Origin of the sequence: Vibrio sp. 1CM8B, from assembly GCF_023161685.1 — a bacterium.
Lineage (GTDB): Bacteria > Pseudomonadota > Gammaproteobacteria > Enterobacterales > Vibrionaceae > Vibrio > Vibrio coralliirubri.
This window is the reverse complement of sequence record NZ_JALNTU010000028.1, coordinates 1-2501: the sequence shown is the minus strand read 5'-3', so window position 1 is coordinate 2501 and position 2501 is coordinate 1. Positions and strand designations below refer to the sequence as shown.

Genomic DNA, 2501 nt, shown 5'->3' with positions numbered 1-2501 from the left:
ATCAGTGAAAACGAGTAGGGCGGGACACGTGATATCCTGTCTGAATATGGGGGGACCATCCTCCAAGGCTAAATACTACTGACTGACCGATAGTGAACCAGTACCGTGAGGGAAAGGCGAAAAGAACCCCTGTGAGGGGAGTGAAATAGAACCTGAAACCGTGTACGTACAAGCAGTAGGAGCACCTTCGTGGTGTGACTGCGTACCTTTTGTATAATGGGTCAGCGACTTAATTTTAGTAGCAAGGTTAACCGTTTAGGGGAGCCGTAGGGAAACCGAGTCTTAACTGGGCGTACAGTTGCTAGGATTAGACCCGAAACCAGGTGATCTAGCCATGGGCAGGTTGAAGGTTGAGTAACATCAACTGGAGGACCGAACCGACTAATGTTGAAAAATTAGCGGATGACTTGTGGCTAGGGGTGAAAGGCCAATCAAACCTGGAGATAGCTGGTTCTCCCCGAAAGCTATTTAGGTAGCGCCTCGGACGAATACTACTGGGGGTAGAGCACTGTTAAGGCTAGGGGGTCATCCCGACTTACCAACCCTTTGCAAACTCCGAATACCAGTAAGTACTATCCGGGAGACACACGGCGGGTGCTAACGTCCGTCGTGGAGAGGGAAACAACCCAGACCGCCAGCTAAGGTCCCAAAGTATAGCTAAGTGGGAAACGATGTGGGAAGGCTCAGACAGCCAGGATGTTGGCTTAGAAGCAGCCATCATTTAAAGAAAGCGTAATAGCTCACTGGTCGAGTCGGCCTGCGCGGAAGATGTAACGGGGCTAAGCTATACACCGAAGCTGCGGCTACGTACCTTAGGGTATGTGGGGTAGGGGAGCGTTCTGTAAGCCGTTGAAGGTGGTCTGTAAGGGCTGCTGGAGGTATCAGAAGTGCGAATGCTGACATGAGTAACGATAAAGGGAGTGAAAAACTCCCTCGCCGGAAGACCAAGGGTTCCTGTCCAACGTTAATCGGGGCAGGGTAAGTCGACTCCTAAGGCGAGGCCGAAAGGCGTAGTCGATGGGAAACGGGTTAATATTCCCGTACTTCTTACAATTGCGATGGGGGGACGGAGAAGGCTAGGTGGGCCTGGCGACGGTTGTCCAGGTTCAAGTACGTAGGCGGGTGGTTTAGGTAAATCCGGACCGCTACTAACGCTGAGATACGATGTCGAGCTACTACGGTAGTGAAGTCATTGATGCCATGCTTCCAGGAAAAGCCTCTAAGCTTCAGATTGTAAGGAATCGTACCCCAAACCGACACAGGTGGTCGGGTAGAGAATACCAAGGCGCTTGAGAGAACTCGGGTGAAGGAACTAGGCAAAATGGTACCGTAACTTCGGGAGAAGGTACGCTCTTATCAGTGAAGTCCCTTGCGGATGGAGCAGACGAGAGTCGCAGATACCAGGTGGCTGCAACTGTTTATTAAAAACACAGCACTGTGCAAAATCGTAAGATGACGTATACGGTGTGACGCCTGCCCGGTGCCGGAAGGTTAATTGATGGGGTTAGACTTCGGTCGAAGCTCTTGATCGAAGCCCCGGTAAACGGCGGCCGTAACTATAACGGTCCTAAGGTAGCGAAATTCCTTGTCGGGTAAGTTCCGACCTGCACGAATGGCGTAATGATGGCCACGCTGTCTCCACCCGAGACTCAGTGAAATTGAAATCGCTGTGAAGATGCAGTGTACCCGCGGCTAGACGGAAAGACCCCGTGAACCTTTACTACAGCTTGGCACTGAACATTGAACCTACATGTGTAGGATAGGTGGGAGACTATGAAACCGCGTCGCTAGATGTGGTGGAGTCGTCCTTGAAATACCACCCTTGTAGTTTTGATGTTCTAACGTTGGTCCCTGAATCGGGATTACGGACAGTGCCTGGTGGGTAGTTTGACTGGGGCGGTCTCCTCCCAAAGAGTAACGGAGGAGCACGAAGGTGGGCTAAACACGGTTGGACATCGTGTGGTTAGTGCAATGGCATAAGCCCGCTTGACTGCGAGAATGACAATTCGAGCAGGTGCGAAAGCAGGTCATAGTGATCCGGTGGTTCTGAATGGAAGGGCCATCGCTCAACGGATAAAAGGTACTCCGGGGATAACAGGCTGATACCGCCCAAGAGTTCATATCGACGGCGGTGTTTGGCACCTCGATGTCGGCTCATCACATCCTGGGGCTGAAGTCGGTCCCAAGGGTATGGCTGTTCGCCATTTAAAGTGGTACGCGAGCTGGGTTTAGAACGTCGTGAGACAGTTCGGTCCCTATCTGCCGTGGGCGTTGGAAAATTGAAAGGGGCTGCTCCTAGTACGAGAGGACCGGAGTGGACGAACCTCTGGTGTTCGGGTTGTCATGCCAATGGCATTGCCCGGTAGCTAAGTTCGGAATCGATAACCGCTGAAAGCATCTAAGCGGGAAGCGAGCCTTGAGATGAGTTTTCCCTGGCACTATAAGTGTCCTAAAGGGTTGTCGTAGACTACGACGTTGATAGGCAGGGTGTGTAAGTGCTG

Annotated in this window: 1 rRNA gene; it reads left to right on the top strand. The window is 52.0% G+C overall.

What is annotated here, in order from left to right:
* Window positions 1-2501, top strand: a 23S ribosomal RNA gene (locus MSG36_RS23775); the annotation flags it as partial.